Annotated in this window: 25 protein-coding genes and 1 tRNA gene; 11 read left to right on the forward strand and 15 right to left on the reverse strand. The window is 69.8% G+C overall.

The genetic code is table 11. The features are described 5' to 3' along the window. Positions 1-22: 22 nt before the first annotated feature. Complete coding sequence (locus tag O2L01_RS23845; RefSeq protein WP_270124537.1) at positions 23-688, forward strand: response regulator transcription factor; 666 nt, start codon at positions 23-25, stop codon at positions 686-688. Here the strand turns inward: O2L01_RS23845 and O2L01_RS23850 are convergent. Further along, on the reverse strand, positions 685-1,452 hold the full coding sequence (locus O2L01_RS23850) for a TetR/AcrR family transcriptional regulator C-terminal domain-containing protein (RefSeq protein WP_270124538.1): 768 nt from the start codon (positions 1,450-1,452) through the stop codon (positions 685-687). The genes O2L01_RS23845 and O2L01_RS23850 overlap by 4 nt on opposite strands. Before the next feature lie 86 nt (positions 1,453-1,538). Between O2L01_RS23850 and O2L01_RS23855 the strand changes: the two genes are divergently transcribed. From O2L01_RS23855 to O2L01_RS23870, 4 genes are all read left to right on the forward strand, one after another. Beyond that, positions 1,539-2,483 (forward strand): ATP-binding cassette domain-containing protein, encoded by a 945-nt coding sequence (locus tag O2L01_RS23855; protein ID WP_270124540.1) that lies wholly within the window; start codon positions 1,539-1,541, stop codon positions 2,481-2,483. Continuing rightward, positions 2,480-3,319, forward strand: a complete 840-nt coding sequence (locus tag O2L01_RS23860; protein ID WP_270124541.1) for an ABC transporter permease — start codon at positions 2,480-2,482, stop codon at positions 3,317-3,319. Before O2L01_RS23855 ends, O2L01_RS23860 begins: the two co-directional genes overlap by 4 nt. A 514-nt stretch (positions 3,320-3,833) precedes the next feature. Continuing rightward, on the forward strand, positions 3,834-5,546 hold the full coding sequence (locus O2L01_RS23865) for an ABC transporter substrate-binding protein (protein ID WP_270124542.1): 1,713 nt from the start codon (positions 3,834-3,836) through the stop codon (positions 5,544-5,546). 95 nt (positions 5,547-5,641) lie between these two features. Then, on the forward strand, positions 5,642-5,995 hold the full coding sequence (locus O2L01_RS23870) for a hypothetical protein (RefSeq protein ID WP_270124543.1): 354 nt from the start codon (positions 5,642-5,644) through the stop codon (positions 5,993-5,995). An 87-nt stretch (positions 5,996-6,082) separates the two neighbouring features. Here O2L01_RS23870 and O2L01_RS23875 read toward each other — a convergent pair whose 3' ends face one another. The 9 genes from O2L01_RS23875 to O2L01_RS23915 form a co-directional block, all read right to left on the reverse strand. Further along, a complete protein-coding gene (locus O2L01_RS23875) occupies positions 6,083-7,963 on the reverse strand; it encodes a beta-propeller domain-containing protein (protein WP_270124544.1) in 1,881 nt (626 codons plus the stop codon). A 134-nt stretch (positions 7,964-8,097) separates the two neighbouring features. Then, on the reverse strand, positions 8,098-8,940 hold the full coding sequence (locus tag O2L01_RS23880; RefSeq protein ID WP_270124545.1) for a carbohydrate ABC transporter permease: 843 nt from the start codon (positions 8,938-8,940) through the stop codon (positions 8,098-8,100). Further along, complete coding sequence (locus tag O2L01_RS23885) at positions 8,937-9,905, reverse strand: carbohydrate ABC transporter permease (RefSeq protein WP_374727665.1); 969 nt, start codon at positions 9,903-9,905, stop codon at positions 8,937-8,939. Before O2L01_RS23885 ends, O2L01_RS23880 begins: the two co-directional genes overlap by 4 nt. 38 nt (positions 9,906-9,943) lie before the next feature. Then, positions 9,944-11,224, reverse strand: coding sequence for an extracellular solute-binding protein (locus O2L01_RS23890; RefSeq protein WP_270124547.1), 1,281 nt, complete (start codon positions 11,222-11,224; stop codon positions 9,944-9,946). 232 nt (positions 11,225-11,456) lie between these two features. Then, a tRNA-Gly gene (locus O2L01_RS23895) sits at positions 11,457-11,527 on the reverse strand. A 93-nt stretch (positions 11,528-11,620) separates the two neighbouring features. Next, the gene (locus tag O2L01_RS23900; RefSeq protein ID WP_270124548.1) at positions 11,621-12,430 is read right to left on the reverse strand and encodes a S1 family peptidase; all 810 of its coding nucleotides are present in this window, start codon (positions 12,428-12,430) and stop codon (positions 11,621-11,623) included. Positions 12,431-12,692: 262 nt separating this feature from the next. Then, entirely contained in the window at positions 12,693-13,529 is an 837-nt protein-coding gene (locus O2L01_RS23905; protein ID WP_270124549.1) for a S1 family peptidase, read from the reverse strand. 132 nt (positions 13,530-13,661) lie between these two features. After that, the gene (locus tag O2L01_RS23910; RefSeq protein ID WP_270124550.1) at positions 13,662-14,519 is read right to left on the reverse strand and encodes a serine protease; all 858 of its coding nucleotides are present in this window, start codon (positions 14,517-14,519) and stop codon (positions 13,662-13,664) included. Positions 14,520-14,708: 189 nt separating this feature from the next. Then, entirely contained in the window at positions 14,709-15,194 is a 486-nt protein-coding gene (locus O2L01_RS23915; protein ID WP_270124551.1) for a GNAT family N-acetyltransferase, read from the reverse strand. 461 nt (positions 15,195-15,655) lie between these two features. Here O2L01_RS23915 and O2L01_RS23920 point away from each other — a divergent pair, with 461 nt between their 5' ends. After that, positions 15,656-16,729, forward strand: a complete 1,074-nt coding sequence (locus O2L01_RS23920; RefSeq protein ID WP_270124552.1) for a PP2C family protein-serine/threonine phosphatase — start codon at positions 15,656-15,658, stop codon at positions 16,727-16,729. Positions 16,730-16,820: 91 nt separating this feature from the next. Here O2L01_RS23920 and O2L01_RS23925 read toward each other — a convergent pair whose 3' ends face one another. Next, positions 16,821-16,958, reverse strand: a complete 138-nt coding sequence (locus O2L01_RS23925; protein WP_270124553.1) for a hypothetical protein — start codon at positions 16,956-16,958, stop codon at positions 16,821-16,823. Between the two features lie 255 nt (positions 16,959-17,213). Here O2L01_RS23925 and O2L01_RS23930 point away from each other — a divergent pair, with 255 nt between their 5' ends. Further along, positions 17,214-19,052: an acyl-CoA dehydrogenase gene (locus O2L01_RS23930; protein WP_270124554.1), complete on the forward strand. Its 1,839-nt coding sequence runs from the start codon at positions 17,214-17,216 to the stop codon at positions 19,050-19,052. Between the two features lie 104 nt (positions 19,053-19,156). Here O2L01_RS23930 and O2L01_RS23935 read toward each other — a convergent pair whose 3' ends face one another. The 3 genes from O2L01_RS23935 to O2L01_RS23945 are packed head-to-tail and all read right to left on the reverse strand — an operon-like array spanning position 19,157 to position 21,333. Then, the gene (locus O2L01_RS23935) at positions 19,157-19,402 is read right to left on the reverse strand and encodes a hypothetical protein (protein ID WP_270124555.1); all 246 of its coding nucleotides are present in this window, start codon (positions 19,400-19,402) and stop codon (positions 19,157-19,159) included. A 47-nt stretch (positions 19,403-19,449) separates the two neighbouring features. Beyond that, the gene (locus O2L01_RS23940) at positions 19,450-19,785 is read right to left on the reverse strand and encodes a hypothetical protein (protein WP_270124556.1); all 336 of its coding nucleotides are present in this window, start codon (positions 19,783-19,785) and stop codon (positions 19,450-19,452) included. Positions 19,786-19,797: 12 nt separating this feature from the next. Continuing rightward, positions 19,798-21,333 (reverse strand): hypothetical protein, encoded by a 1,536-nt coding sequence (locus tag O2L01_RS23945; RefSeq protein WP_270124557.1) that lies wholly within the window; start codon positions 21,331-21,333, stop codon positions 19,798-19,800. A gap of 206 nt (positions 21,334-21,539) precedes the next feature. Between O2L01_RS23945 and O2L01_RS23950 the strand changes: the two genes are divergently transcribed. The 4 genes from O2L01_RS23950 (at position 21,540) to O2L01_RS23965 (ending at position 24,231) form a co-directional block, all read left to right on the forward strand. Next, positions 21,540-21,875: a hypothetical protein gene (locus O2L01_RS23950; protein ID WP_270124558.1), complete on the forward strand. Its 336-nt coding sequence runs from the start codon at positions 21,540-21,542 to the stop codon at positions 21,873-21,875. An 8-nt stretch (positions 21,876-21,883) separates the two neighbouring features. Further along, positions 21,884-23,026 carry a hypothetical protein gene (locus tag O2L01_RS23955; protein ID WP_270124559.1) on the forward strand — a complete coding sequence of 381 codons (1,143 nt, stop codon included), beginning with the start codon at positions 21,884-21,886 and terminating at the stop codon, positions 23,024-23,026. Between the two features lie 132 nt (positions 23,027-23,158). Further along, the gene (locus O2L01_RS23960; RefSeq protein ID WP_270124560.1) at positions 23,159-23,374 is read left to right on the forward strand and encodes a helix-turn-helix domain-containing protein; all 216 of its coding nucleotides are present in this window, start codon (positions 23,159-23,161) and stop codon (positions 23,372-23,374) included. A 395-nt stretch (positions 23,375-23,769) separates the two neighbouring features. Further along, entirely contained in the window at positions 23,770-24,231 is a 462-nt protein-coding gene (locus O2L01_RS23965; RefSeq protein WP_270124561.1) for a GNAT family N-acetyltransferase, read from the forward strand. Positions 24,232-24,251: 20 nt separating this feature from the next. Here the strand turns inward: O2L01_RS23965 and O2L01_RS23970 are convergent, their stop codons facing one another. Continuing rightward, positions 24,252-24,956: an NUDIX domain-containing protein gene (locus tag O2L01_RS23970; protein ID WP_270124562.1), complete on the reverse strand. Its 705-nt coding sequence runs from the start codon at positions 24,954-24,956 to the stop codon at positions 24,252-24,254. Positions 24,957-24,976 lie beyond the last annotated feature (20 nt).

The raw sequence follows: 24,976 nt of genomic DNA on the forward strand, positions 1-24,976 counted from the left end.
GGCGGGGTGGCATCATCGACCGGTGACCACCCCGCCGATCCGCGTCCTCATCGCCGACGACGACCCCTTGGTGCGCACCGGACTGCGCACCCTCCTCGCCGCCCAGCCCGGCATCGCGCCGGTCGCCGAAGCCGCCGACGGCAGCCAAGTGCTCCCGCTCGTCGAGGAGCACCGCCCCGACGTCGTCCTCATGGACGTGCGCATGCCCGACCTCGACGGCATAGCCGCGACCCGGCTCCTGCGCGAACGGCTCGCCGACCCGCCGCAGGTCCTCGTCATCACCACCTTCGAGAACGACGACTACGTCTACGACGCACTGCGCAGCGGCGCAGCCGGATTCGTGCTCAAACGGGCGGCCATCGACCAGATCGCGCTGGCGGTCAGGGTGGTCGCGCAGGGCGACGCGCTGCTGTTCCCCGAGGCGGTCCGCGCGCTGGCGGCGCCGCACGCCCCGCCGCCGGGGAACGCGCACGGCCCGGTGGCGCTGACGCGGCGCGAGGCGGAGGTGCTGCGGCTCGTGGCCGAGGGGCTGTCGAACCAGGCGATCGCGACGCGCCTGTTCCTGGGCCTGGAGACGGTGAAGACGCATGTGGGCAGCGTGCTCACGAAGCTCGGGGCGCGCAACCGCACGGAGGCGGTCATCGTCGCGTACGAGTCGGGTTTCGTGCGCCCGGGCGAGCGCCGCTAGGCGGGCTTGCGGCGGCTGGCCTCCATGCGCGGGGCGAGGCCGTCGAGGAAGCGGTCCAACGCGTAGCGCATCGCGTCGTGGCCGGTGAGGTCCCAGGCCTCGGGGTCGCTGAAGCGTCCGAGGTGCCGGTACCGGCCGGAGGCGACGGCGTGTTCGAGGTAGGGGGCCTGGGCGCGCCACCAGTCCTCTTCGGCGGTCTCGGGCCGCTCCTCGGCGCTGTCGCGGATGAGGTACTGGCGGGCGGTGCCGGTGACGATGTTCATCACGGCGGTGGTGGCGAGGTTGATCTCCTTGTCGGGCAGGTCGTGCGCGGCGAACGCGGCGAGCACGAAGTCGTAGCCCGCGAGCGAGTCCGGGCCGAGCACGGGCCGCTTCTGGTTGATCTCGAGCAGCCACGGGTGGTCGCGGTAGACCTCCCAGGTGCCTTCGGCGACGAGTTCGAGGCCGTCGCGCCAGTCGAGGGTGCCGAGGTCGGGTGCGCCGGATCCGATGCGGGAGAGGCGGTCGACCATGAGGTCGATGAGTTCGCGCTTGCCCGGGACGTACCGGTAGATCGTCATGGCGCCGACGCCGAGTTCGGCGGAGACGCTGCGCATGCCGAAGCAGCTGCCTTCGCGGTCGGCGACCGCGATCGCCGCCTCCACGATCCGTTCGACGGTGAGCTTCGGCTTGGGCCCGGGCTTGCTGTGCTGCGGCCCGAATTCGCGCCAGAGCAGCTCGAGGCTTCGTTGGGGGTCGCCCGCCCCCGTCTGTGGTGTCGCCATAGGGGCCTCATCGTATCGCGCTTGCTAACCGGGTACGGTGTATGCTATTACTGGGTACAACGTACCCGATTGAAGGGCGACCGTCCATGGGAACCACCACCGTCGAGGCCAGCAACCTCGGCAAACGATTCAAGGGCACCGCCGCGCTCGACGGCTTCGACCTCACCGCCGAGGCCGGGACCGTCCTGGGGCTCCTCGGCCCGAACGGCGCGGGCAAGACCACCACCGTCCGCATTCTCACCACCCTGCTCGGGTTCGACACCGGGCGCGCCGCCGTCGCCGGGTTCGACGTGGCCCGCGACGCCCGCCAGGTGCGCCGCCGCATCGGCCTCACCGGCCAGCAGACCGCCGTGGACGACCTCCTCACGGCCCGCCAGAACCTCGTCCTCTTCGGGAAGCTGTTCCGGCTCACCAAGACCCGCGCGGGCGAGCGGGCCGATGAGCTCCTCGCCCAGTTCGGCCTCGCCGACGCCGCCCACCGCCAGACCAAGGGCTTCTCCGGCGGCATGAAGCGCCGCCTCGACCTCGCCGCCAGCATGATCCTCGCCCCGCAGGTGCTCTTCCTCGACGAGCCGACCACGGGCCTGGACCCGGCCGGGCGGCGCGAGGTCTGGGACGCCGTCGAAGGCCTCGCCGCCGACGGCACCACCGTCGTGCTCACCACCCACTACCTCGACGAGGCCGACCGCCTCTGCGACCGCATCGCCGTGATCGACCACGGCCGCAACCTCATCGACGACACCCCCGCCGGGCTCAAGCGCCGCATGGGCGCCGACCGGCTCGAGATCGTCGCCGCCGACCCCTCCGACCTGCCTGTCCTGCAGCAGATCGTCGAAGCGGTGGCCGACGGCGAGACCGCGCTCGACGAAGGCGCCTCGAGCGTCTCGGCGCCCGTCTCGGACCCGGTCGCGGCCCTCACCGCCGCCGCGACCGCCTTGCAGGACAAGCGCCTCACGGTCGCGGACATCGGCCTGCGCCGCCCCACCCTCGACGAGGCCTTCCTCGAACTCATCGCCAAGGAGGACCAGTGACCGCCACCCTCGCCCCGCTCCCCGACGAGACCTTCATTTCGCGTCTCAAGTGGACACTGCACGACTACCGCGCCATCGTCGGCCAGGAGTTCACCCACCTGGTGCGCCAGCCCGCGAACTTCGCCTGGGGCCTCGGCTTCCCGATCGTCATGGTGCTCCTGTTCGTGTACGTCTTCGGCTCGGCCATGGACGTCACCGGCGAGGGCGCCGGCGTCGACTACGTCGCCTACGCCATGCCCGGCATGTTCGCCATGACCATCGCCTTCGGCTTCACCAGCACCGCCTGGGCCGTCGCCGAGGCCAAGGAGAAGGGGTTCATCGACCGCGTGCGCTCGATGCCCATGGCCTCCTCCGCGGTCGTGGTGGGGCGCAACATCGCGGACACGATGCACGCCGCCGTCGACCTGGTCGTGCTCGTCCTCATCGCCCTCGCCATCGGCTGGCGCTCCGGCGGCACGCTCACGGAGACCTTGGGCGCCTTCGCGATCCTGCTGTGGCTGCGGTTCGCGCTCATCTGGGTGGGCGTGTGGACGGGCCTCCTGGTCAAGAGCGTCGAGCAGGCCGGGAACCTCTTCGCGATCGCGTTCCCGTTCGGCATGGTCTCCTCGGTGTTCACCCCGCCCGAGCTCATGCCCGGCTGGCTCGGCGTGATCGCCGCGTGGAACCCGGTGTCCGCCACCGCGACCGCGATCCGCGACCTCTTCGGCAACCCGAGCGCGGTCGGCGACTCCTGGCCCGAGCAGCACGCGCTCCTCGCCGCGATCGTCTGGCCCGTGGTCATCACCGCGATCTTCCTGCCGCTCGCCGTCCGCAAGTTCCAGAACCTCGGCCGGTAGCCGCGAACACCTGAGGGAAACAGGAAGGGGTCCGCGCCGTCCGGCGCGGGCCCCGTTCGCATTCCGGACTCCTCGCCGCAATCCCCGCGAAACGCGTTGGCATCGAAAATCTCGCCTGTCTCAATTTGATATCGAAGTTCACCGCGATGCGGGAGCGATTCCACCGCTGTGCGTGTTTTCTGGCTTTTGCAAGGGCGCCAAAGGGGGCCAATCCGGAACTCGGTGTTCTGTGTCGTCCGTCGCATTGCGATAGCTTGAAACGATGCGAGGCCGCGCTCTCACGCGCGGCGACCCCGCACGCACTCGCGTCCTCGCGCACCGGCATCCGGAGCGTTCTCGCTGGGAAGGCTCCTCACGGTCTGTGGTCGGAACCCGACACGCGCAGGCCCGCCTAGAAATGACCGCGCCCCCTAGGCGTCGCCGGTCGGACGCGAACGCCCTCCCTCCAGGCGTTCGACGCCCCCTCCGGCTTTCGACGCGGCGCGTCATCCCTCGAATCGAAAGCAGCACTGAAATGACCAAGAGGCGACATCTCCCCGCGCTCTTCGCCACGGCAGCCCTGGCCACCGCCGCGGCCTGCACCGACGACGAGAACCCGGACGCGGGAGGCGACGACGAGTTCCCGCGCGACGAGACCCTGTACTCGACCGGCACGGCCTGGGGCCCGCCCGGCGACTTCAACCCGATCTCGGCCGGCGGGGTCACCGGCCTCAACGGCCTCGGCTACGAGTACCTGTTCCTCTTCGACACCGTGGAGCAGCGGCTCACCCCGTGGCTTGCCGAATCCGGCGAGTGGACGGGAGAGCGCGAGTTCGAACTGCGCCTGCGCGAGGGCGTCACATGGAGCGACGGCAAGCCGTTCACCGCCGAGGACGTCGTCTTCACCTTCGAACTCGGCAAGATCGACGGCGTGCCCTACGCGAACGTGTGGGATTGGCTGGAGGAGGCCTCGATCGTCGACGAGCGCACCGTCAGGTTCCGCTTCTCCGACGCGCGCCAACAGGAATGGGACAACTTCCTGTACACCCACGTGATCGTCCCCAAGCACGTGTTCGAGGCGTACACCGCCGACGAGCTGCTGAACGGCCCGCTCGACACGCACCTGGTCGCCACCGGCCCCTACGCGGTCCACAGCTTCGACGACACCCGCGTCGCGTGGGTCAAGCGCGAGTCCTGGTGGGCCACCGAAGCGCTCGGTCTCGAAGTCCGCCCGAAGTACATCGTGGACCTTGTGACGCTCGGCAACGCCGACATCCTCAACATGCTCATCGAAGGCCGCCTCGACCTCGCCAACAACTTCATGTCCGGCATCGACGACTTCCTCACCGGCGACCCCGAGCTCACCACCTACTACGACAAGCCCCCGTTCATGGCCCCGGTCAACACGGCCATGCTCATCCCGAACACGACCCGCGAACCCCTCGACGACCCCGAACTGCGCCGCGCCATGGCCTTCGCGATCAGCCCCGGCCAGATCGTGGACGCCGTCTACGGCGGCATGGTGAGCGAAGCGCACCCGACCGGACTCCTGCCGATCTGGGAGCGCTACTACGACGAGGCGGCCGTGGACGAGTTCGGGTTCGTCTTCGAACCGTCCAGCGCGGTCGAGATCCTGGCCGCCGCCGGGTACCGGGACGAGGACGGGGACGGCTTCGTCGAGACCCACGACGGCGAGCCGTTCGAGCTGCAGCTCGTCGTCCCGGCCGGCTGGACCGACTGGGAGGCCGCCGCCCTCTCCATCGCCCGCGACCTCAGCGACGTCGGCATCAAGACCACCGCGGTCTTCCTCGACGCCGCCGAGGTCGACACGACCCGCGAGAGCGGCGACTTCGACCTGCAGATCAACAACCGCAGCGGCCTCACCAACTCGCCGTGGAGCCACTTCCGCCACCTCTTCGAGCTCCCGGTCCGCGACACCCAGCGCCTCGCGAACTTCTCCCGCTGGGAGGACGAGAACGCTTGGGAGCTCACCCAGGAGCTCGCGACCCTCGCCACCGACGACCCCCACTACCCCGAGGTCATCGCCGAGCTCGAGCGCATCGCCATGCGCGACCTCCCCGCCATCCCCATCTGGTACAACGGCGCCTGGTCCCAGGCCTGCAACGCCGTCTGGACCGGCTGGCCGACCGGCAACGACGGCGAGGCCGGCACCTACCCCAGCTTCTGGAACGAGATGTGGGGCCTCGGGGCCGTCAAGATGCTCACCGAGATCCGAAGAGCCGAATAACGACCAGACGTGCCCGCGCCGCCTTGGGCGGCGCGGGCCGCCGGCGCGTTCGTGGAGGCGCGTTGGCTAGAGTCCGTGCCGGAAAGGGGTGGAACGTGGACGGATCGACCGATGTGGACCTCGCGGCGCAGCTCCGGCCGGTGCTGGCGCTGGCGGAGGAGCAAGAGCGGCTGGGCGAGGCGCTGGACCGGATGGAGGACGCGACCGGCCCGGCGGCCCTGGAGGAGCGGGAGGCGGTCGAGGAGCGGTTCGCCTCCCTCGATGAGGAGATCTGCCGCGCCACCGCCAAGGCCCTCAAGGCGATCGGGCTCTGGCACGGAGCGGCGATGATCGACGCGGGGCTGGCGGTCCCCCACGAGGTCTGGGCCGGTCTCGTCGAGCAGTACCCGCCGTACCCGTCGGCCGTGCCCGACCTCGAACTCAGGCCGCGCCGGTCCTGGAGGGCCTAGCGGTCCCGCACGAACAAGGTCGGGCCCGCACCGCACCCGAAAGCGGTGCGGGCCCTGTCTTCTTCCTCCCGGCTCCGGGGGAAAGCGTTACTGCCAGCCGACCCAGGCGGTGGATGCGTAGTCGCCGCCGAGATGGTTGGCCTGGAGGCCCGCGTTGGAGAGCGTCCAGAGCTGGTCGCCGATCACCAGCGTGCGCAGGACCTGGGTGTTGTACGGGTCGGCGCCGGCATCGCTGTGGTCGATCCAGGCGGCCTCGGTGAGCGTGTCGGCGCCGACGTCCAGGACGACCACGCCGGACCCGTACTCCATGTCCCAGTCCGAGACCGGGATGACCGCGATCGCGGCGTCCTCCCAGTAGAGGAATGCGTGCGGGTCCCACTGGACCGCCGAGTCGGCGCCTTCGCGGTGGTACTGGTCAAGCATCGTGGCTTCGCTTGCGGCAGTGTCGAACAGGCTCACCTGGAGACCCGTGGTCTGGCCTTCGGCGGTGGCCTCCTGGCCGACGCCGAGGAGGCGGTCCGGGCCGACCGGGTGGAGGTACCCGGAGTAGCCGGTGATCTTGAGTTCGCCGGTCACCACCGGATTCGCCGGGTCGGAGAGGTCGATCGTGTAGAGCGGGTCGGTCTGGCGGAAGGTCACCACGTACCCGGTGTCGCCGATGAAGCGCACGGCGTAGATCTGCTCGTCCACACCGAGATCGGTGACCGACCCGGTCTCCTCCAAGGCGTCGTCGCCGACCGCGAACACCGTCACCGTCGACTTCGACGGCTCGCTCGGCTCGTCGGGCGCGACCTCCCAGGCGCAGTCGTTCCACACCCCGCAGTTGCCGCCCGAAGCCTGCTCGGTGGTCGCGACCCGCAGGTGGCCGTCGTACTCGCTCAGCGAGTACTGGTTGAGCAGCGTGCCCGGCACGGCGGCCTCGCCCGCCAAGCGCGCCTTGCCGTCCGCGAACACGAACCGGTAGATCTCGCTCTCGGCGTTCGTCTCGTCCTCGCCCCACGCGTAGTCGTAGTGCGCCAGGTAGAGGCTGTCCGTCGTGCCGTGCACGGTGGAGCCGTCGACCATGACGGTCTGCGGCGAGGCCTCGGTCCAGTCGCCGTCCGCGGGGAGGGCGAGCACGCTCACCGAGGCGCCGGTGAACCGCTCGGGGTGCGCGATCTCCGCGCAGTCGACCTCGTGCGCCTCGCCGTTGACCTCATAGGACGGCAGCCAGTCTGAGAGCTCCGTGTCCCGCACGGCCTCCGCGATGTCGTCATCGGAGACGTCGCCGCTCCACAGCTGCTCCCACACCGGCTGGATCTGCGGCTGCGAGCCGATCGCCAGGCGCACTTCGCCGTCCACGAGCCGGGCGTCCACCATGGACCCCTCCATCGTGAACGTGTCGAGCACGTCCAGCGAAGCGGGGTCGAGGCGTTCGAGCCGGAACTCGCTCACGTACTCGTCGCCGTCCTCGACGCTCAAGGCGGACATGAGGAGCAGCTCGTCGTCGCCGAGGAACAGCTTGTGGTCCCAGGCCTCGTCGGCGATCGCGCGCTCGGCCACGACCTCGCCCGAGCGGGTGTCGACCACGCGCACGGCGTCGTAGTCGACGACGCTGTAGATGAACGTGCCGTCGGTCTTCACGATGTCCGGTTCGTCAACGCCCGCAACAGCGTTGTTGGTGCCGGAGAACGCGTCGTCGCTCGCGGCCTGCGGTTGGGACTCGGTGCTGGCGGCACCCGAGTCGGCGGCGAATTCCTCGTCGCTGCGGAGCAGTTCGTTGGGCTCCCAGTTGCTGAACGCGGTGATCGCGGCGTCCTGGATCCCGGCGAGCGCGTCGTCGCAGGAGTCGAACGCGGCGAGCTGCGCCGAGACGGGAACCCAAGGGGGCGCGACGAAGGCGTCTTCGTCGGGGGCTTGAGAGGTGCACGCGCTCGCGGTGGCGACCGTCGCCGCCGCGGCGCATGTGATGAGGAGTCTGGTCTTCATGCTCCTCGGACGCCGGGGCGTCGAGAATGGTTCCCGCCGAACATGCGACAGGCCCGGAGGCGTCCCGGTCACGGCGAAGCTTGCGAGCCGTAAATCGGCAGGGCGCTCTCGGGCCCGTCTGGATTCGGCCGGTATCACCCCTTGGTGCCGCCCGAGGTCAGGCCGCTGATGAGCTGGCGTTCGGCGAACGCGTAGAAGATCAGCGCCGGGAGCATCGCGAGCATGACGTACGCGAGCACCTTCGCCGTGTCCGACGAGTACTCGCCCTGGAACTGGGTCACGCCGAGCGGCAGCGTCTGCCACGTGGGCTTGGTGAACACCACGAGCGGCAGCAGGTACGAGTTCCATGAGCCGACGAGCGCGAGCACGGACACGGTGGCGAGCACCGGCCGCGACATCGGCAGCAGGATCTGGAGGAAGAACCGCCAGGGCCCGGCCCCGTCGATCGTGGCGGCCTCCTCGACCTCGCCGGGGATCTGCCGGAAGAAGCTGCGCAGGATGATGATCGTGAGCGGCAGGCCGAACGCGGCCTGCGGCAGGATCACGCCGAACGGGCTGTTCAGCATCTCGAAGGTGCGCAGGATGATGAACAGCGGCAGCACGGCCACCGCGAACGGGAACATCATGCCCGCCGCGAACAGCGTGAAGAGGCCCTCGCGGCCCCGGAACTCGAAGCGCGCGAACACGTACGCGACGGCCGCGGCGGCGGCCACGACGATGAACGTGGACGCGACGGCGATGAACACCGAGTTCCCGAGCTGGCGCCAGAAGGTGGCGTCGACGAGGACGTCCGTGTAGTGCTGCCAGTTCCAGGGGTTCGGCAGGCCGAGCGAGTTCTCACGCAGCTGCTCGTTGTCCTTGAACCCGCCCAAGAGGGCGAAGAGGATCGGCGTGGCCACGAAGATCGCGGCGGCGAACGCGGCCGCGTAGAACCCGGTGTTGCGCAGCAGCTTCCCGCGCTTGGTGGTGACGCTCATGCCCGGCCTCCGTTCGTAAGGGAGCCTTGGAGGTCGCGGCCCAGCACATACCGCTGGTAGATGAGGGCGAAGACGAGGCTCACGAGGAACATCGCGATCGACAGCGCCGAGGCGTAGCCGATCTGGTTGCGCACGAAACCCTGCTCGTACATGGTGATCGCGAGGGTCTCGGACGCGTGGAACGGCCCGCCCTTGGTGAGCACGTACACGAGGTCGAACAGCTGCACGGTGCCGATCACCGAGAGGAACACGGTGATGCGCACCGTGGGGCCCATGAGCGGCACGGTGATGTACCGGAACAGCTGCCCGCCGGTCGCACCGTCCACTTTGGCCGCCTCGTACAGCTCCTCGGGGATGTTCTGGCGCCCGGCCAAATACAGGATCATGTGGAAGCCGAAGAACTTCCAGGTGAGGATCCCGAACAGCACGAAGACGACGAGGCCCCGATCGGAGAGCCACCCGATGCGGTCGTCGAAGCCGAGCCCGGCGAGCAGCGAGTCGGCGAAGCCGCGGCGCGGCGAGAAGATCAGCGAGAAGAGCACGGCCGTGACGGCCTCAGTGAGGATGTACGGCACGAAGAACAGCAGCCGGAACGCCGTCCGGCCAGGGAAGTTCTGGTGCAGGAGCATCGCGAGCCCGAAGGCCAGCGGCAGCTGCACGGCGATCGAGAGGACGGTGATGAGGCCGATCCTCCACATGTCGCCGAGGAACACCTCGTCCCCGATGAGCGTCTTGAAGTTCTCCAGGCCCACGAAATCGGTGGGCAGGCCGCCGAGCCCGTTCCAGCGGAAGAAGGCGGTGTAGGCCGCGAACAGGACGGGGAAGAGCACGAAGAGGACGAAGAGCACGAGGGCCGGGGCGATGAACACCGTCAACGTCGCGGCGCCGGGGCGTCGCCCCCTCCGCTTGGCGCGGGGAGCGCCCCCGGCGCCGGCGGGCTTCGACGACGCTTGCGAGTCGTCGATGCGCACCGCCGGCGCCGGGGGCTTGGAGTTCACTGAACTCACTGCTCAGCCGCCCAGGCCTCGTTGACCATGGCGACGAACTCCTCAGGGGTGAGCTCGCCGAGGATCAGCCCCTGGGAGGCGTCGTTGACGGTGCTGCCGATCGCGGGCGGGTACGCCTGGTCCAGGTAGAGCTGCGTGGCCGTCGCGGAAGCCATCGCGTCGATGACCATCTGCTGCTCGGCGTTCGGCTCGGGCACGACCGCCTCCGGGTTCGCAGCCACAGTGGACATGTTGCCGTCCTTGACCACGCGCGCCTGGTTCTCCTCCTCGAGGAGGTAGCACATGAAGTCCTCGACCTCGTCCGGCGCTTCGGCGCTGGCCGCGAATCCCCCGCCGCCGCCGAGGAACTCGGTGACGGTGCCGGGGCCGCCCTCGACGGCCGGGAACGGGAAGAAGCCGAGCGCGTCGCCGGGGCCGTCGGTGCCGGAGTTGTCGCGCTGGGCCTGCGGGGCCCACTGGCCCATGAGCTCCATGGCCGCGAGGCCCTCGCCCATGACGGCGGCCTCGCCGTCGGTCTTGTCGTAGGGGGCGGACTCGAAGCCCTCCTGGAACGGCTCCATGGCCGCGAGGTCGGCGAGGAGCTGCCCGGCCTGGACGAACGCGGGGTCGGAGAAGTTCCCGGCGTCGGCCCCGGCCTGGAGGCCGTCGAGCCCGGCGAGGCGCATCACCAGGTACGTCCAGTAGTAGTGGATGGGCCACTTGTCGCCGCCGCCGAGCGCGATCGGGGTGACGCCGGCGTCCTTGAGGAGCTGGACGTCGGTGATGAACTCGTCCCAGGTCGCCGGGGGCGCGGTGATGCCGGCCTGGGCGAAGAGGTCCTTGTTGTACCAGAATCCGACGACGCCCTGGTCGTACGGGACGGCGTAGAGCTTGCCGTCGATCGTGTAGGCCTCCAAGGCGATCGGGTTGACCTTGTCGAGGCAGGGGAGGCCGGAGACGTCGCGGACGAGGCCCGCTTCGACCTGCTCGGCGAGGACGCCGCCGCCCCAGGTCTGGTAGAGGCCGGGGAGGTCGCCGGCCTGGGTCTGGGTGGACATGCGGGCCTTGAAGTCCTCGTTGAGGATCGCCGAGACTTCGACGGTGCTCCCGGACTCCTCCGACCACTCGTCGGCCATGGCCTGCCAGGTGGACTTCATCGGGTCTTCGTTCTGGATGTGCCAGAAGGTGATGTCGGCGTCGCTCTCGCCGCTGTCGCCGCACGCGGCGGCGCCCAGTGCGAGCATGGCGGCCGTGCCGGCCGCGACCAGTGCTCGAGGCCGGAATAGGGGATTTCGCATCGTCGCTCGTCCTCTCGAGGGATGGAGAGTGTCCGAAACTTTCGGAGTGAAGTATCGGAAATTATCGATGCGGCCATACTACCGGTGACGGTTTGGAATGTGAAGAGGGTCTCTGTTACCGCTCGCAGTGCCGCACGCGACAGCATCGACGCAGCTGAATGGCTTGGGGGCGTGGAGAAGGGGGAACGCGGAACGGCCGCCCCGGTGCACCGGGACGGCCGTGAGAACTCGGAGCGGGTGACGAGAATCGAACTCGCCTCTCAACCTTGGGAAGGTCGCATTCTACCAATGAACTACACCCGCGAACTCTGGCGAACAGAGCCGATCGAAGTATACAAGGCCGCGGGGGGGGGGGGGGGGGGGCCCCCCCCCCCCCCCCCCGCGTCGAGCCGGGGGCTAGAACTCGGCGAGCTTGGCCTGGATGTCGTCGTACAGGAATCCGACGTTGGCGTACACGCCCGGCTTCCCGGCCTCGGCGCAGCCCTCGCCCCAGCTGACGATGCCGACCAGCACGCCGTCGGCGGAGACGAGCGGCCCGCCCGAGTCGCCCTGGCAGGAGTCGACGCCGCCGGCGGCGAGGTCGCCCGCGCAGATCATGGTGTCCGCGTCGAACCCGGAGCCGTAGGCGCCGGCGCAGTCGGTGTCGCCGACGTAGGGGACGTCGACCTTGAGGAGGTCCTGCGAGCCCGAGCCGGACTCGGTGGTGCCCCAGCCGGCGACGGTCAGGGTGCCCCAGTCCTCGGTGTCGGACTCGGCGAGCGGCACGACCTCGGCGCCGGCGATCGGCTCGGCGAGCTTGACGAGCGCCCAGTCGTTGACCATGCTCCCGCCGTCGAAGCCTTCGGCCACATAGAGGTCGGCGACCTCGTAGACCTCGGTCTGGGTGATGTCGTTGCTGCCGTGGCGGACCACGAAGTCCGAAGGGGCCGAGCCCTCGGTGCAGTGGGCCGCGGTGAGCACGACGTCCTCGGCGACGAGCTGGCCGCCGCAGAAGTTGAACGACGGGTCGTTCGCGTCGGCCAGGGCGACGATGTAGGGGAATTCGCCTTCGGCGGCGGGTTCGCCGCCGATGATCTTGGCTTCGAAGTCGTTGCCGCCGTTGTCGTCGGCGTAGGCCCCGGTGGCGCCGAGGGTGAGCGCGGTGGCGCCGAGTCCCGCCGCGACGGCGGCCCCGATCCGGGTGAGGGTCTTTCTGCGGTTCTGCACGCGCAGGTCCTTTCGAGTTGGGTGGTTCGAAAGCGGCGGCCGGGAAATGCCGCCATCCCGTGACCCTACGGGAAAAGCCCTCATATTCATATATTCCCGGCACGACCGGTATTTCAGTGAATACACCCTCAATTGCTGACGTGTAGACCTAATAAGGACACGGGACCGCTAAAAGTCCTTTTCGGTCTGCTGCGTCGATGCACTGTGGAGGAGGCGAGGCGGGGCCGGACTTTCGCGTCGCGTCCGACCCCGCTCCGCACCGCTATTCGTTGACGCTCAGCTGCGCGACCGCGATCGCGATGTCGTCGATCTGGGCGCCGACGCTGGCGTAGACGCCGGCGTCGGGCTCCGCGAAGCAGTCCGACCCGAAGCTGACGAGGCCGGCGAGGACGGTCTCGCCGTCGACCTCGGCCATGAGCGGCCCGCCCGAGTCGGCCGGGCAGGCGTTGACCTCGGCGCCCGGTTCGAGGACGCCCGCGCACATCTGCGTCGCGGGGAAGAAGCCCCAGTCCTGGGCCTGGGCGAGCTCGCCGCATTCGGCGTCGCCGATGGAGGGCACTGCGGCCCAGCGCAGGTCGGGCGAGGTGCCGGTGTGGCCGGTGACGCCCCATCCGGCGATCTGGAATTCGGTCCAGTCGTCGTCGTCCGAGGCGGCGAGCGGGAGGGTCGCGGCGTTCGGCACGGGTTCGGCGAGTTTCAGGACGGCCCAGTCGTGTTCGAGCGCGTGGTCGTAGCCTTCGGCGACGAGCCATTCCTCGACGGCGTACGTGTCGGTCTCGGCGTGGGTGACGTCGCCGTGGCGGACTTCGATGTCGGCGGCCGCGGTGACGTCGTCGAAGCAGTGGCCCGCGGTGAGCACGAGGTCGTCCTCGATGAGCGTGCCGCCGCAGTAGTGGGCGTCGTCCTCGGTCCAGGTCAGCGAGACCATCCACGGGAACTGGCCTTCGTCCGCGACGTCGCCGCCGACGATCCTGGTCTCGAGCTCGTCCGCCGGCTCCTCGGCGAGGGCGCCGGTGGTGCTGAGGGCGAGTGCGGCGGCGCCGAGTCCGGCGGCCGCGGCCGCGCCGATGAGGGCGGTGCGTTTCCTGTTGGTGCGCAAATCGGTCCTTTCAAGAGTCGGCGAAGGGCCGGGCGGGCTGCGTGTCGCGCGGCCCGCCCGGCCCCGTCATGAGTGCGGTGCGAGAAGCAACCAGTGGGCCGCCTGCCATGCGGCCCTCATGGTGTGGAGGTGCTACTCCGCCCAGCCGGCGAGGACCTCGTCGATGGCGTCGTTGAAGTCGGCGACCTCGCCGTACACGCCCGGGTTGCCGGCTTCGGCGCAGCCGTAGCCCCAGCTGACGATGCCGACGAGCACCTGGGTGGGCTCGTCGCTGTCCTCGTCGGTGGCGGGGGACATGATCGGGCCGCCCGAGTCGCCCTGGCAGGAGTCGACGCCGCCGTTCTCCAGGTCGCCGGCGCACAGCATGCTGGCCGCGTCGACCTCGTCCGGGTAGGCCGCCTCGCAGTCCTCGTCGCTCACGAACGGGACCTCGACCCACTGCGCGGTGGTCGGGAAGCCGTCGCCGGTGTCGCCCCAGCCGGCGGTCTCGAGGAGGTCGTACTCCTCGGGCTCGGTGGCGAGGCCGATCGGCTCGACGTCGACGGGCTCGGCGAGCTTGAGCAGCGCCCAGTCGTTCGACATCGCGATCGGGTCGTTGTAGTCCTCGGCGACGTGGAGGTCGGCGACGGCGGTCTCGACGACGTCGGCGGACTCGAGGTCGATCGCGCCGGAGAAGACGACGAGGTCGGCGGCGGCCGAGTCCTCGACGCAGTGCGCGGCGGTGAGGACGACGTCTTCGGCGATCACGGTGCCGCCGCAGAACTGCCGCTCGTACGCGGTGCCCTCGCCGGGGGAGCCGAGGCCGACGAGCCAGGGGTACTGGCCGTCTTCGACGTCGCCGCCGCCGATGATCTGGGCTTCGAAGTCGCCCTTGGGGTCGGCGGGTTCCTCCGCGTTGGCGGCGAGGCCCGCCCACGTGAGGGCGGCGGCGCCGAGACCTGCGGCGACGCCTGCGCCGAGACGGATCAGGTGCTTCCTCTTCCTGTCCACTGTGAATCCTTTCGGGGTGGATGTGAGGGTTAGGCCGTTTGGCCGTCCTAGACCGAAAGACGCAGTGAGAGCGATTCACGGTTGCTTGCGGCTAAAGAACTTTTTTCGGTGGATAGCGGCAATGGTCCTCCGGGGGGACGGGAACGGCCGGACAGGCGAGCGCCTGTCCGGCCGGGAGGTCGGTACTGCTTATTCGTGCTCGGAGCGGAGTTCCTTGCCGAGGTGGAGGGAGCCGTCGGCGCACGCGTAGAACCCGAACGGGGTCACGGGCGCGTACCCGAGGAGTTCGTACATGGCGACGGCTTCGGGCTGGCGGGGGCCGGTCTCGAGGATGACGCGCTTGCGGCCGGCTTCGGCCGCGGAGCGCTCGACGGCGGCGACGAGGAGCTTCGCGAGGCCCTGCCGCCGGGCGTGCTCGCGTACGAAGACGCGTTTCATCTCTGCCGCCTTGACTCCTGCGTCGTCCTCGTGCGTGCGCCAGCCGCCGCATCCGGCGGGCTCGCCGGTCTCGTCGTACGCCACGAAGAAGTCGCCGTTCGGCGGGTGGAAGTCGTCCTCGCCCAGCTGCGTCTCGTCGCCGCCGCCGTAGCGGCGCACGTATTCCTGCTGGATCTCGGCGCAGAGCAGCTGCGCCACAGGGCTGTCGAACCGGGTCCTCGAAAGCGTGTACTGCACGGGTTCAACTCTGACATGGCGCTCTGGTCCGCGCCAGCGCCGTTGGTCACGCGCGGCCCGGGCTCAAACCGGTGGCCCAAACCGGTCCGAACCCGGCCGATCGGCCGAGTCCTGAACTGCCCGTTCGGCGTCGGCGGTCGACCGAACGCACAGACTTGGCGGAACCCCGTTCGGCGGCGTCCTCCACGGCCGGTATCGGGTTCCGGACCATTACGATCTTCACATCGGCGTTGGTTGCTGCGGGCCGGTCGAGCGGGTCCGGGATCCGCGGACCCGCCGCCTTCGAACGCATGCGGGCGCGCGCATCCCTCCGGTTCCGGCCGGGCGCTCCCGGGGCGCGGGGGACCTCCCGCGCCCGGATCTCGTGCGGGAGCTTCTGCGAACGCGCGACCACCCGGCCGCGATCCGGTAGGAAGGAGGCATTCACCCACATGCGCACAATGCTGCGACGGAGGCCCCAGATGGCTCGCGCTGACCGCTGGCACGGCTGGTCGGCGCCCTCGGTGCGGACGGCGTTCACGGCCGCGTTCGCGGTCGTGGTGGTCCTGGTCGGGCTGCGGTTGACCGTGCGCGACGAGTCGCACGCGGTGTCGTGGCTGGCGCTGCCTCCTCTGGCGGCGTCGGCGTTCCTGCCGTGGCGGTGGGTGGTCGGCGTGGGGCTGGCGAGCATGGCGGCGGCGTTCGCGCACCTGTGGGTCATCTACGACTTCGGGATGGACGGCGTGGCTTCGCACGGCGTGGACTTCCTGGTCGTGGCGGTGGCGGTGGTGATCTCGGCGGCGGTCGCGATCGTGCGGGAGCGCGACGACGAGCGGATGAAGCGGTTGACGCAGCTCGCGTCGGTAGTGCAGCAGGCGATCCTGCGGCCGATCGGGGAGCGGCTGGGGCCGTTCGACATCGCGGCGCGGTACGTGTCGGCGCGGTCGGGCGCGGAGATCGGCGGGGACCTGTACGAGGCCTTGAACACCGATTACGGGGTGCGGATCATCATCGGCGATGTGCGCGGGAAGGGCCTGGACGCGGTGCGGCTCTCGTCGACGGTGCTCGGCTCGTACCGGCATGTGGCGTTCGAGCGGGCCGATCAGCGGTGCATGGTGAACGACCTGGACCACGCGGTGGCGCGGAACGCGGGGGACGAGGACTTCGTGACGGCGATCCTGATGCAGGAGCGGGGCGGGACGCTGGAGATCTTGAACTGCGGGCATCCGCCGCCGATGCTGGTGCGCGACGGGGTGGCGACGTATCTGGAGCCGGATTCGATGGCGCCGCCGCTGGGGTTGAGCCCGGCGGCGCAGGAGCTGACGGTGCGGCTGCAGCCGGGGGACCGGATCTTCCTGTACACGGACGGTCTGGCGGAGGCGCGGAAGGACGGGGAGTTCTTCCCGATCCGGGAGCGGGCCTGGAGCCTGATCGGGCACGGCAATGTGGGCGACGGCCTGGCGTCGCTGGAGTCGGCGCTGCGCCGCTGGGTGGGCGGCCCGCTGACGGACGACATCGCGCTGCTGCTCCTGGACTACCGCCCGGAGACCGGCTAGGCGGGTCGTCCGATGCGGCAGCGGCGCAGGCGCCGCATCCGCGAGATCGTCTTGCGCCGCTTGGTGAGCCGGGGCGGCAGGCCGCGGGGGTTCACCGCGCGCCTTCCTCGACTGGCACGGGCAGCGGCACCCGGAAGACGCGATGGAGGACGGGCCGGGCGCGGCGGTGGCGGCCGATGTAGGACGGGCGCGCTCGTGCCGCGATGCGGTCGGCGACGGCTCGGATCATGGGGTGCTCCCGGTGGTTCGCACAGGCGGTCGGTCACCCGGTTCAACGAGGCACGGGTGCGCAGGTTACGGCAGGGCGCGGGAAGCGCCGGAACGCTCACCCGATCGATGGAACGCGGCGTGTCCCGGGAGTCGGAAATCGGACTGGGTTTTCCTGGTGAGAACACTTTCCCGGGGTATTGCGGCGCGGCATACTTGAGATGGCTACTGACGGGTAATATGATGAGGGTTACCACCGAGTAATGGAGGACCCGCAATGACGCACTTCCGCCACAACCTTCGAGACCTGGAGTTCAACCTCTTCGAGGTCTTCGGAGCGGACAAGATCCTCGCCAACCCGGCCTTCGCCGACCTGGACGAGGCGACCGCCCGCGAGATCCTGGCCGAGCTGGCGCGCCTGTCCCAGGGTGAGCTGGCGTCCGGCTGGGTCGAGGGCGACCGCAACCCGCCCGTGTTCGACGCCGCCAGCCACTCGGTGACGCTGCCCGAGTCCTTCAAGAAGGCCTACAAGGCGTTCATCGACGCCGAGTACTGGCGGCTCGACCTCCCCGAGGTCCTCGGCGGCACCGTCGCCCCGCGCATGCTCTGGTGGTCCCTGGCCGAACTCGTGCTCGGCGCCAACCCGGCGCTGTGGATGTACGCCGCGGGCTCCTCCTTCGCGCACACCGCGCACCTCGAGGGCACCCCCGAGCAGCAGGAATGGGCCAAGCTCTTCGTCGAGAAGGGCTGGGGCGCGACCATGGTCCTCACCGAGCCCGACGCGGGCTCCGACGTCGGCGCCGGCACCACCAAGGCCTACAAGCAGCCGGACGGCTCCTGGCACATCGAAGGCGTCAAGCGGTTCATCACCTCGGGCGACCAGGACATGACCGACAACATCATCCACTACGTGCTCGCCCGCCCCGTGGGCGAAGAGGGCGTCGGCGGGCCGGGCACCAAGGGCCTCAGCCTGTTCATCGTCCCCAAGTTCCTGTTCGACCCGGCCACCGGCGAACTCGGCGAGCGCAACGGCGTCAACGTCACCAACATCGAGCACAAGATGGGCCTCAAGGTCTCCGCGACCGCCGAGCTCACCTTCGGCGAGAAGGCCCCCGCGAAGGGCTGGCTCCTCGGCGAGAAGCACGAAGGCATCCGCCAGATGTTCCTCATCATCGAGTACGCCCGGATGATGGTGGGCACCAAGGCGATCGCCACGCTCTCCACCGGCTACCTCAACGCGCTCGACTACGCCAAGAGCCGCATCCAGGGCCCGGACCTCCTCAAGTCCGCGGACAAGGCCTCGCCGCGCGTGCCGATCATCAAGCACCCGGACGTGCGCCGCTCCCTGCTCATGCAGAAGAGCTACGCCGAGGGCCTGCGCGCGCTCGTCGCCTACACCGCGTCCTGGCAGGACAAGTCCCGCCTAGCCGAACTCGACGGCGACGACGAAGCGGCCGAGACCGCCAAGAAGGTCAACGACCTGCTGCTCCCGATCGTCAAGGGCTGCGGCTCCGAACGCGCCTACGAAATCCTGAGCTCCGAGTCGCTGCAGACCTTCGGCGGATCCGGGTACCTCCAGGACTACCCGCTCGAGCAGTACGTGCGCGACGCCAAGATCGACACGCTCTACGAGGGCACCACCGCGATCCAGAGCCTCGACTTCCTGTTCCGCAAGATCCTCAAGGACAACGGCGAATCGCTCATGGTCGTCGCCGGCGAGATCATGGAGTCCACCCAAGACGGACACCCGGAGCTCGAAGCCGTGCGCGGCAAGGTCCTGCGCGCCCTCGGCGACGTGCAGGGCATCCTCGAAGCCCTGCAGCCCGCGCTCATGGCCGCCATGGGCGACGAACCGCGCGAGCTGTACAAGGCCGGGCTCCACTCCCGCCGCCTGCTCCTCGCCGTCGGCGACCTCCTGGTCGGCTGGCTCCTGCTCCGCCAGGCCGAAGTCGCCCAGCAGAAGCTCGACGAAGGCGCCGACGACGACTTCTACCGCGGCAAGATCGCCGCCGCGAGGTTCTTCTCCAAGGAAGTCCTCCCCCGCCTCACCGCCGACCGCAAGGTCGTCGAAGCGGCGGACCTGACCGCGATGGACCTCCCCGACGAGGCCTTCTAGCAGTCACCGGCGAACCTCCGCCCGCCAGCGCCCATCGGCGCCGGCGGGCGGACGCCGTTCAAGGCCGGCTCTCGTACCGCCCGAACGTGATCGACGCCGGCCGCCTACAACCGGACGAACCCGAACTCGATCGTCCACGGGTCCGCCATGGACTGCTCGACGAACGTCCAGCCGACGCCCTCCACCGCCGCGATGATCTCCGCGGCGCCCTGCTCCGTCTGCTTCCTGGTGGCCCGCTTGCCGTCGCGCAGGCTCATGCCCGCCACGAAGGTCAAGTCCCCGTCCCGGTACGCGGCCCGCGCCTCCTCGATGACGGGGTTCAACTTGCGCCGAGGGAATGGTCTGGACATCTGCCTGCTCCGATCATGTAGCCGTGCCGTTCGAGCGGACCGCCCGCTCAAGCCGTCGGGTCGTAGGTGCCGGTGTCGAAGGTGGCGACGTCGAAGTAGACCGCCGCCGGATCGTCGCCGCTCGTCATCGCCGCGAGCGCCGCGTCCAACCCGTACAACGTCCCCCGCAGGCGCTGCAGGTTCCGCCACATCGCCGCGTGGAACTCCAGGTACTGCCCCAGCGCGTTCTCCGCCGCGCCCGGCGCGGTCCCGAACGCCGGGGCCCTGCTCAACGTGCCCGCGGCCATCACCGGCAGCACCTCGCTCTCCAACTCCTCGATCAGCTCCACCAGGAACTGCCGGTACTCGCCGATCGCCTCAGGGTCGAACACCCGATCCGCCATGGCCCTTGCCTCCTAGTTGTAGGGGTCCTCGTTCGGCTTGACATAGCCCCACACGTTCCCGGTCTCACGCCGCGCCAAATTCTGCGGGCCCTCGTCCTTCCCGCCGTCCTGCTTCTTCTCCGAATCCGAACGGTCCGAAGGCTTCCCGCCCCGGCCCGACGCGGAACCCTGGGCCTGCTGGAACAGCCCGCCGCCCCGCGAACCGCCCGCGCCCGACGCGGTCGCCGTGCTCGCCGGCGCCGTCACCGCCGGCCCGAACAGGCCCTGCGGCGTCCCGCCCGGCGAACCCGGCAGCACGCCCCCGCCCGGCCGACCGCCACCCCCGAACGAACCCCCGCCCGAACCGCCGCCCCCGAAACCGCCCCCGCCGCCGCTCGCCAGACCGCCCGAGACCTCGTCCTCCTCGGCTTCCTCAGCCTCCCAAGGCGTCTCGTCCTCCCGCACCGTCCCGTCACCGCCCGGCGGCACCGGACTCGGATCCTGCGTCGCCTGCGGCGCCACCGGAGCGGCCGGCCGCTCCGCCTCCGGCACCTCCAGATCCATATAGGACCCGTCGGCGCTGCTCGGAAACGGCCGATCCTCACCCGTCGCCCGCACCGCCGCCAACTCCGCAGCCTGCCCGTCCCGCTTCTCCGCAATCGCCTCATCGATCGCCGCCTGCCGCTCCACATACGCCGCCAACTCGGCCGCCACCCGCTCCGAGAAGACCTCCTTCGCCTCCTCACCCACCAACGCCCGCACCTCCGCCACCAGCGCCCCGAGCCCCGAAAGCCGCTGCCCCACACGCTCCTCGACGAACTCCCGCACCTCCATCGCCAACCCCGCGTCCGCCCCCGCCAACTCCAACGCCCGCTCCGCCTCCTCACACGTCATCGTGATGCAGTCCCCATGCCACCACGCCGGACGCACATGCAGCGCCACCAGACTCGACCACTCGCCCTCGGTCCCCACCATCGGCGCCGGATAAGGGATCTCACCCGAATCCCCACCCTGCAACGTGTAGATCGCCGCCTCCCGACTCCCCAACTCCGCCACCGTCGCCTCGACGTCGTCCAACACGCCCTCCACCAACGCCCTCGCCTCACCCGCCTGCGCCGCGAACGCGTCGAAATCCTCACCCGCCCAATGCTCAGCCAGCACCGACAACTTCGACCTGAACCGCTCCGGCCACGCCCCCAACCGCGACCCGACCTCCTCCGTCCAACCCGACCGCAAGCGCTGCAACGAGAACGCATCCGCATCCCCCGGCCGCACCGCCGACACCGCCGCCCGGAAATCCTCCTCCGTCGGATACGCCATCCCCTCGCACCGCGGCTTGAACCGATCCCGCTGCCCCTCCACCGGCACCGCCGACGCGAGCTGCACCCACGCCTCCTCCGCCGGATGCGCCACCGGATGCGGACACTGCGCCGCCGAACACCCCGCCCGCTCACCCGAAGCCAGCGCCGAAACATCCCCGAACGCGATCGTGAACTCGAACGCCGGAAGCTCCACCGAACCGGCGTCAGCGGCCCAGTCCCCACTGCCGGCGAAAAGGTCGTCGGTCATCGGCGATGCCCCCTCCTCACATGACGACCCGGCACCCCGGGCCTCGATTACGTGTGCGCCCCATGGAAAGCCGCCGCGTCACGAATCCGTCATGGGTTGATCAAGTCCACGCCGGGACCGACCCGTGACGAGCCGCGCGACAGTACTTGCGACGCCGCCGGGCGTCCGCCCGAGAGGGCGTCGACACCTCGCAGAAGGAGGAGCCCATGACCGTGCACATGGACGTTGACGATGTGCGAACGGGCGGCACCGGCCTGCGCGGCCTGGCACCCAACAGCCAGGCCGCGTCAAGGCGGGTGGAGCGCCCGGCGGCGACCGCGGCCGAGAAGAACACCGGTTTCGCCACCGGCGAGGCGGGCCGGCGCTGGCAGACCGCGCTCGCCGCCGTCGCCACGGGCGTCGAGCGCCGCCTCGCCTGGCAGGGCGACCAGGTCGTCGGCAGCGCCGACGACCTCGACGCGGCCGACAGGGAGACGAGCTCCCGATTCGGCGGCATCCACAGCCAGCTCCCGACGCAGCTCCCGACCATGCCGAAGCCTTAGGAGGACCCATGCCCAGCTACCAGGACGCGCTCTCGGCGCAGCCCTCGGAATTCCTCACGTACGCCTCCGAGATGACCGCCGCCGCAACCGATCTCGCCACCCAGCAGACCGACTACGGCACCAAGGTCGCCGAGATCAACAGCCACTGGCGCGACACTGCGAACGACGCCTTCAACGGCGAGGTCGGCAACGTCAACGCCCACCTGACCCAGGTGATCGGCGAGGTCACCGCGACCGCGACGAGCCTCGCCGGGACGGCCGCGCAGATGCTCCTCGAATGCACCGGCCTCAAGGCCGCCGACGCCGCGCTCAAAGCGGTAGGCTTCAACATTCAGCCGGCCCCGGCGGTGACCCTGGGCCCGGCGCAGCGCACCGCGATCGCGATGGCGGGCCCGTTCGGCGGCATCATCGAAGCGGCCCTCCAGGCCCAGGCGATGGCCGGCACGCTCGGCCTCCAGACCCTCACCTCCCTCGTGAACGCGGCCGACGCGACCGCCGGCGCGGCGCTCACCCAGGCGGCGGAACTCCTGAAGCCCTTGGACGACAAGTCGAACCAGGGCAAGGACATGGAATCCCACCAGGCCGCCGAGGACCACTCGTCCACTGGCACCGAGGGCTCGAACGAGGACTCCGCCGAGGAAGAGGAGGAGGAAAAGAAGGAAGAGGAAGAGCAGCAGCAACAGGAGCAGGACCAGGAACAGCAGCAGGAGCCGACCCAGCCTGAGGCCCAGCAGCCGACCATGCCGGAGAACCCCGCGGGCATGGAGGACATGACCGAGCCGGAGATGCCCGAGCTCGACAATCCTTGGGACGCTTCCGAACTCGAAGATCCTGAGGACCTCTCCGGCGGTCTCGCCTCCGGTGGCGGCGGCCTCGGCGGCGGCGCAGGCGGGCTCGGCGGAGGCCTCCCTTCGGGCACCGGCGGCGCCCCCGCAGGCGCCGGCATGGGCACTGCGACGATGGTCGGCCCTGCGACGGGCGGCACTCCCAGCGGCGCTGCCTCCAAGACTGCGGGCGGCATGATGGGCGGCGGCGGACGTGGCGCGGGAACAGGCCAGGACAACGAGGTCGAGCGCGAATCGTTCCTCGTCGAGGACCCGGAGGAAGACGTCTGGGGCATCGGCAAGGACGACGAAGACCCGTACGCGTAGCGGCTCGGCATCAAGCCCTCGCGGGCGGCACGGTGAGAGGCAGCGCGATGCAGCGATCCCGGATGGACTTCACCAGCCCTCAGTGCGTCAACCTTAGTTGACGATCGCACGATCGTCAACTAAGGTTGACGGATGGCAGACGACAAGTTCACCGCCCTCGCGGAAGACGAACCCGACCCGTTCCGGGGACTGCAAGCGGTGCGACGCATGCGCACCGAGGCCGAGCGCCTCGAATCGGTCATGGTCCGCCGCGCTCGAAACAACGGCGCGAGCTGGGCCCAGATCGCTACCGTCCTCGGCGTCACGAAGCAAGCGGTACACAAGAAGCACGGCGGCAAGGGCCGCTAGAAGACGCCGAGAACGGTCTCGAGACCACCAAGGGTTATCCACAGGCACTTGACCTGCAACGACAATCAGAACCTTCGAAGTTATCCACAGGCGCAAAACTTCTGTTGCCGCTCAACTACCCCACGTGTTGTAGTAGATGGCAAAAACGCCATCGGACGGAGCACCGGCGGGATGGCGGCGACATGAGGGGATTCGCGAACGTCGCCATACCGAGGTCGCGCGCGGCAATCCGGCCGCGCGTGGTCCCCGCCAGGTGCCACACCACCTCTCGCTCCCGCGGGAGCACACGGGGTGGCCGGACACACCGGTCCGGCCGCCCCGCCCAATAACCACATAGAGCGCCCCTGCTTCAGATGGCTGATGACGTTGTGCGCGTTCGTTCGTAGACTCGATTGGTGGACATCGAATTCCGTGCCGCCCGCTCTGACGAGGCCGCGCTGATCTCTGATCTGGCGATGCGGTCCAAAGCGCACTGGGGCTACAGCGCCGATTTCCTCGACGCCGTCCGCCTTGAGTTGACCTACTCGCCGCAGGTGTGTTCCTCCGGCTCGCTCGTCGTGGCAGAGCGGTCGGGCCGGATCCTGGGTTTCTATCGGCTGGTCGAGGGCGTCCCGGAGAGCTGCCTCGACTCGCTGTTCGTGGATCCGTCGGCCATCGGGACCGGCGTGGGGCGGGCCCTCCTCGAGCGCGCACTGCTTGCGGCGCAGGCGGTCGGGGCCCGGACGGTCACGCTCGAGGCCGATCCGCACGCAGAACCGTTCTATGCCAAGTTCGGCGCGGTCCGGATCGGGGAGGTCCCGAGCGAGTCGATCCCGGGGAGGTTGCTGCCGCACTTGCGGTTCGATCTCGCCGAATGATGGGTGCGCCGGTTCGTTGACTACGCAACTTGGTCCGCGAGCAGGGGCCCGGCGATTCGCAGGCTTTCCGTTCGCGTCAAATGGATCCGCGCGTCGGCCGCGATGGGCCCGCCCGCGGCGATCGTCGCTCCCGTGGCGGTGAGGTCGGCGAAGGTCGAGCCCTCCCCGAACAGGCTCCCGGTCCGCAGAGGCATCCAGACCAGGGCCGCGATGTCCGGGTCGTCGGGTTCGAACCCGCTCGGTTCCTCGATGAACTCGGCGAGGAACATGCAGAAGTAGGTGAACGGCCCGAACGGCAGGTCCGGCCTGAACCGCTTCGTCGGGTCGGGGTTGCGGAAACGGTGCACGATGTAGGGCGCGGGCGCGTCGTCCGTGCGGGCTTCGCGCAGCGTGTCGGTTTCGATGTCGTGCAGGTAGGTCCGCGAAGCGGGTACGAGCCGCACCGGCACGCCGAGCTCCTCCCGGGCCTCCCGGAGCGCGCACTCCCACGGGTCCTCGCCGGGCTCCTGCCCGCCGCCGACACCGCCGACGTACCAGTCGGTCCCGCTCGCGTCCACGGCGTCGACCCCGTCGGCGCTGAAGGTGGTCAGCACCTTCCCGTCGCGGACGAGCAGCACCCCGGCGCAGAACGGCCGCCCGGCGGTCAGCCGCCGCACCGCCACCGCCCCTGCGTCGGCTTCCTGCCAGATCTGATCTTCGATCGAAACGGTGTCTTCGCGCGTCATCGCATTGCCTCCCTTGCCGA

The organism is Glycomyces lechevalierae (assembly GCF_027622945.1).
GTDB classification, from domain to species: domain Bacteria; phylum Actinomycetota; class Actinomycetes; order Mycobacteriales; family Micromonosporaceae; genus Glycomyces; species Glycomyces rutgersensis.

What these genes read in the sequence shown, in the direction of transcription:
- O2L01_RS23940 (WP_270124556.1), bottom strand. Translation starts at nt 19,785, where the DNA reads ATGGCGGATCGGGTGTTCGACCCTGAGGCGATCGGCGAGTACCGGCAG.
- O2L01_RS23890 (WP_270124547.1), bottom strand. Translation starts at nt 11,224, where the DNA reads ATGCGAAATCCCCTATTCCGGCCTCGAGCACTGGTCGCGGCCGGCACG.
- O2L01_RS23935 (WP_270124555.1), bottom strand. Translation starts at nt 19,402, where the DNA reads ATGTCCAGACCATTCCCTCGGCGCAAGTTGAACCCCGTCATCGAGGAG.
- O2L01_RS23875 (WP_270124544.1), bottom strand. Translation starts at nt 7,963, where the DNA reads ATGAAGACCAGACTCCTCATCACATGCGCCGCGGCGGCGACGGTCGCC.
- O2L01_RS23970 (WP_270124562.1), bottom strand. Translation starts at nt 24,956, where the DNA reads ATGACGCGCGAAGACACCGTTTCGATCGAAGATCAGATCTGGCAGGAA.
- O2L01_RS23925 (WP_270124553.1), bottom strand. Translation starts at nt 16,958, where the DNA reads ATGATCCGAGCCGTCGCCGACCGCATCGCGGCACGAGCGCGCCCGTCC.
- O2L01_RS23930 (WP_270124554.1), top strand. Translation starts at nt 17,214, where the DNA reads ATGACGCACTTCCGCCACAACCTTCGAGACCTGGAGTTCAACCTCTTC.
- O2L01_RS23955 (WP_270124559.1), top strand. Translation starts at nt 21,884, where the DNA reads ATGCCCAGCTACCAGGACGCGCTCTCGGCGCAGCCCTCGGAATTCCTC.
- O2L01_RS23960 (WP_270124560.1), top strand. Translation starts at nt 23,159, where the DNA reads ATGGCAGACGACAAGTTCACCGCCCTCGCGGAAGACGAACCCGACCCG.
- O2L01_RS23850 (WP_270124538.1), bottom strand. Translation starts at nt 1,452, where the DNA reads ATGGCGACACCACAGACGGGGGCGGGCGACCCCCAACGAAGCCTCGAG.
- O2L01_RS23880 (WP_270124545.1), bottom strand. Translation starts at nt 8,940, where the DNA reads ATGAGCGTCACCACCAAGCGCGGGAAGCTGCTGCGCAACACCGGGTTC.
- O2L01_RS23855 (WP_270124540.1), top strand. Translation starts at nt 1,539, where the DNA reads ATGGGAACCACCACCGTCGAGGCCAGCAACCTCGGCAAACGATTCAAG.
- O2L01_RS23950 (WP_270124558.1), top strand. Translation starts at nt 21,540, where the DNA reads ATGACCGTGCACATGGACGTTGACGATGTGCGAACGGGCGGCACCGGC.
- O2L01_RS23920 (WP_270124552.1), top strand. Translation starts at nt 15,656, where the DNA reads ATGGCTCGCGCTGACCGCTGGCACGGCTGGTCGGCGCCCTCGGTGCGG.
- O2L01_RS23945 (WP_270124557.1), bottom strand. Translation starts at nt 21,333, where the DNA reads ATGACCGACGACCTTTTCGCCGGCAGTGGGGACTGGGCCGCTGACGCC.
- O2L01_RS23865 (WP_270124542.1), top strand. Translation starts at nt 3,834, where the DNA reads ATGACCAAGAGGCGACATCTCCCCGCGCTCTTCGCCACGGCAGCCCTG.